This window comes from uncultured Lacinutrix sp. (genome assembly GCF_947500325.1).
Lineage (GTDB): Bacteria > Bacteroidota > Bacteroidia > Flavobacteriales > Flavobacteriaceae > Lacinutrix.
Genome location: NZ_CANMRQ010000043.1, coordinates 1 through 5,376, shown reverse-complemented (window position 1 = coordinate 5,376; position 5,376 = coordinate 1). Strand labels below are relative to the sequence as shown.

Below are 5,376 nucleotides of genomic sequence, written 5' to 3'. Positions count from 1 at the left end.
AGTTGAAATACTCTTAAATCATCTATAGCAACATCATTACCACTAGTTTGCTGTACGTTAGACCTTAAAATAAATTTTAAACTCGTATTTGCACCTGGATCTAAAGTAATTGGAGTTGTTGGATATTCTACCCAATCTTCTGTTTTTGGTATATCACCTGTATTATAAAAAGAAATTTCTGTACCAGAACCATCTACTAACGCTACTCTTAAATCTGGATCAAATTGAGTATTGTTGCTATTAAGTAAATTCATCGCAGCAAACTCAACTTGTATAGGCTGATTTGGGATAATGTCATTTATTTGTTTTTCATATAAAATCTCGGTAGCAGGAATAGTAGCTCCAATATTAACGACTAAAAATCTTCCATCTGGAGTTGGAGGAGTTGTAGGTGGAGTATAATCTACAGGATTTATCCAAGCTCCAAAAGGGAATTCTATATTAGAAGTAACAGAGTAATCTCCATCATTAATTGATGGACTACCTTGACATTGTGTTGCTACAACTTGTCTTTCAAAACAATAGTATATAGGATTCATACCAGGAGACGTTGTGTCTTCACCGTAGCCAAAAGTTTCATATAATAAATTACTAAAAGTTGGAACTGTTAATAATGTATATTCTACAGAGATAGTGTGCGAACCAGTAGGAACATTTAAAAATACTTGTGGATTTGCGGTATTAGGATTAGGAATACCATCTATGAAATAGTCATAAGTAAAAGCAGGGCCTCCATTGTTTGTAACAGTAACAGTTGCATTTCCTGAACCATCACAATTAAAAATAGTATCTCCTATTTCTATTGTTGGAGCAGGAGGTTCTTGATCTAGTATAACATCTTGCATAACAAAAATACAACCATTTGCATCTCTAATGTATACTGTGTAAGTCCCTGGAGAAACTAAAAACTCATTACTAGTCTGCCAGTTTGTATTATCTATACTGTATTCATAAAAATTAGGAGCTGGGAATGGTGTACCACCTTGTGGATTAGTAATACGTATAGTCCCTTCTCCAGAAGGTCCACAACCAGCAAGCTCAGATATTCCTGCAGTAGCAGTTAAAGCAGCGTCTGGTTGAGTTATTGTTATAGTTTGAACTGTAGATAAACATTCTGATCCTGCTAAAGTATATCTAATAATAACATCATAATCTCCAGCACTAAGGTTTGAGAACGTTGAACTTGATACGAAAGTAACTCCATTATCTATACTGTATTCTATAGTATAACCATTGGCATTAGTTACATTGAACTGGATTTCTCCTGTATTATCATTGTAACATAAAATATCGGTTTGACTAACTGTATAAGTAGGTAAAGGGTTATCATCTATAGTTATAGTAGTATCTGCACTACAATTATTTGAATCTACAACGGTTATATTATAAACTCCAGGTGTTGTAACAACGAATATGGGATTGTCTTCTAATACACCATTTACAAAATAAAAATAATCAGGTGTTCCACCTACAGGATATATTGTTATTTCACCATCAGAACATGTTAAAGGACTTGTAATTGCTGCTGTGACAGTTAATATAGGTGGTTCTGTTATTGTTATATCTTCTGTATATAAACAACCATCTTCTGTTTCTACAATGGCAGTATAAGTACCTGGGTTTAGGTTTGAAAATGTATAATTGTTATCTACTATAAGTCCCGAAGTACTTACCAACGTACCACCACTATTTAATGTAAAGGTGTATTGAGGTTCTACATCGTTAGCAGCTAATTGAATAGAGCCTCTATCACCGTTACATAATGGTTGTGTAACAGTCGTCGATACCGTAAAATCTCTCTCTCTAATTTGAATATCTGGTACGGTAAAAACACAAGGGTTTGTTGGAATACCAATTTGTCTTATATAAACTGTATAGATACCAGCAGTAGGAACTGAAAATACGTTACTAGGCTGCCAGTTAATGTTATCAATACTATATTCATAACCACTAGGAACATCGTTAACTGTAATGCTTCCAGGTGTAGTACATATAATATCTGTTGAAACTGCTGTTGGAGCTAATAAATTTTGATATACATTAAAATAAAATTGATCAAAACAACCACCAGCAAAATTTATAGTTAATCTAAATTGACCAGAAGTATTTGCTGTATAATTTGGGCCAGTGCCTACTTGGTTCCAGACACATGTATTATCTTCGTTAGCACAATCTGTATCTGTAACAGCAGGACAACTAGATTCATCTAATTGTTCCCATATAATTGAAGATGCTCCTGCAACATTTGTTAAAATATCTCTAAAATCATTAGCACCACATAAAAATATATTAGGTAATTCTTCTCCATCATTTGGACAAATAACAACTTGATCAGCAAATGGGATTACTGGATTTGGTATATTACCACCAAATGTAGTAACTACAAACTCTTGAACAATAGATTGACATGGAGCTGCGGCAGTATTAAATACATAATAAGTGCCAGTAGCTGTAATAGTAAGTGTTTGATCTGTACCTATAGGTGTACCTGTACCTGCAGCATTAGTATACCATGCATAACTATCATATCCATTTGCTGCAGTTATATCTAAAGTATCACCACATAGTATTTCATTTTGAGAAAACACACAGTCATCAAGATCTGCTAAGAAATTTGTTGCTTGAGGTGTTATTAAACAACCCGTATTAGTACTAAAACTTGGGTCATCTGTGATTATAAAATTCGGATTGTCGGTTCCTTGGTAAGTTGAAAATGCTTGATTATTAATAATATTAGAACAAGCATCTGCTAGTAAACTACAGGTTTGAACGACTTCAGTTTCAATACGTATTTCATATACTGGATCACCTTGTTCTACCAAATAGTTTTCTATACTAAAAATAATTTCTCTTGTACTAGGATCATAACTAAGAACAGTAACTCCAGCTGGTAAAACTAAATCTGCAGGATAGTCGAAAACTATATTTATAGGAAGAATATCTCTAATAGTAAAATTAGTAGCATCATCATTACCGGTATTTTGAAATCCAATGACATAGTTTAAAGGCTGACCAAGACCTACGGTTTGTCCGCCAACATCAACACCCATATCATCCTCTACTATTTTAGTAAGTACGATGTTTGGTTCAATAATCTCTACAGCTAAAGCGAAAAAATACTGAAAATAAGTATCTCCAGTAGTTCCTAAAGTAACTGTTGCCGCAGTATCTCCATTATTTAGTATTACATTCCCAGGGTTGGGAACCTGAATTATATCTGTATCAAACCCCAATGTATTACTACTGTTTGGATCTCGATCTGGTACTGTAAGAGGAGCTGTACTATTAAAAAAGTTGTCATCTGGACGATCTGGAGAGAATAGAGCTGTTCCATTTATTTCAAGGAAATCTCCAGTAATAGGTTTATCACCTTCTAAAGTAGCAAAAGCAAATTTAGCTCTTACTGGTCCAGTTGGAATTGTTCTAAATCCAGATACTGGAACATCTACATCACCAGTTACAGCTCTAATAACCTCAAAACCATTAAAACTTGTAATTGATTTTCCTGATAGAGTAGGGTCTTCATATACAACAAAGAGAGACCAACCAGCAGATAAACCTGTACCATTATATGGGTCGAATGTACTAGTTTCACCTACATTACTAGAAACATTTGCTACAGTATATGGCCCCAGTTGAGTTGCTAAACCTGTTACAATTCCTGTAACATCAGCAAAATAGGCATATGGGTAGCTATCACCTACTTGAGTTGTTGGATCATCATAAATTGATGTGCCTGTAATATCATTATAGCCACCAGAAGGCCCTTTAAACTTTACAGTGTTACTTGGTGCCGATCCCGCTTCAACAGCACCCCAATATAGACCAGCATATATTATTTCATAACAATTGACACTTTCTATTGGTACTTGTAAACTTGCACTAGATGAACTAAACGTTGAAGCATCTCCGTCAATATCGATATATTGCATGTCGACTTCGTGATTGTATGCATCATCATCATTAAAATCATTATTGCTAGGTCCTAAAATATTATTACCAATAAGGAGAATATCACCTCTAACATCCTGATCGAATTCTGGCGTAAAAGTAACAGATTGTCCATAAGATTTTACTCCTATAAATATGAAAGAAACAATAAGGATTATTCTATAAAAAGTAGGGCTTTTCATAATAAATATATTTATGGTACATTTTTCTTCAAGGGTAAAAGAAAAATGATGGCTATTAATTTTCTATTTTCACAATGGATAACTTACCATTATATGGTTTGCTTCCTTTAGCTTTTAATGCTTCATTGGCATCGCCAATAAAATCAAATTTTTGATAATAAATGAAATATTTACTCTTAGTTACATCATAAAAGAAGTCTATATTAGACAGTCCAGAAGCTAAAGCTTTCATTAAAAAGTCATCTCTTCCACTTTCGTCACTATGTACAGCAAGTATTAAATAGTATCCGCTTTCAGTATTTTTAATGTTTTTTATAATCTGAATATTTCCACTTTGTTCTTCTCCAAAATCAAAATCTTCAGCTTTTAAAGGTATACTACTAACAGGGGTGTTTTCCTTAAACATTTTTAGAGTTTCTCTATCATCATTATACTTATCATCTTCATTATCATATTCAGCACGTTTTATTCTTCTTTTTCTCTCTATCTCAATCGCTAGTTTTAAATCATCTAAAGTTTTTAATAAATTAACTTTAGTTTGTTTTGCTCTTGATTGCTCCGCTTTTAATTCTGCTATAGCATTTTGATAATATTTATTTGTAGGGTCATTCTTATCCTTTACTTTTTTAAGTCTTTGCTTATATAGATTTTCTAAGTCTTCAATTGATTTACTACGGTTATCAATAATGTTATCTAAATCAGATTTTAATGATTCTAAAGCTTTCCTTTCTGCAGTTACACTTTTAAATGGCTTTGGAGGTAAAATAATTCCTTTTTCACTTAAGTCATTTTCTTCTTTTAAATCATCAAGATCTTTTTGTTTACTTGCTACAGCTTCATTTAATTTTTTTAAGAAATTTTCTTGAGTCGTTTTAGAGTCTTCTGTACGTTTTGCTATAGCTGTCATAGATCTACCAATATCATCAGTAGGGTTAGCAATTGCATTTTCACTAGCAATTCTATCCGCTTCTTCTTTTGCTAATCTATCCGCTTCTGCTTGCGCAGCAATTCTATCCGCTTCTTCTTTCGCTAATCTATCCGCTTCTTCTTTCGCTAATCTGTCCGCTTCATTTTGTGCAGCAATTCTATCGGCTTCTTCTTTAGCTAATCTATCAGCTTCCGCTTGAGCAGCAATTCTGTCTGCTTCTTCTTTTGCTAATCTATCCGCTTCCGCTTGAGCAGCAATTCTGTCTGCTTCTTCTTTTGCTAATCTATCCGCTTCCGCTTGAGCAGCAATTCTGTC

Annotated in this window: 2 pseudogenes; both read right to left on the bottom strand. The window is 33.6% G+C overall.

Annotation, left to right across the window (positions count from 1 at the left end):
• Window positions 1–4,133: pseudogene (locus Q0997_RS19970) on the bottom strand (hypothetical protein); the annotation flags it as partial.
• A gap of 55 nt (window positions 4,134–4,188) precedes the next feature.
• Window positions 4,189–5,376, bottom strand: a pseudogene (locus Q0997_RS19965) (hypothetical protein); the annotation flags it as partial.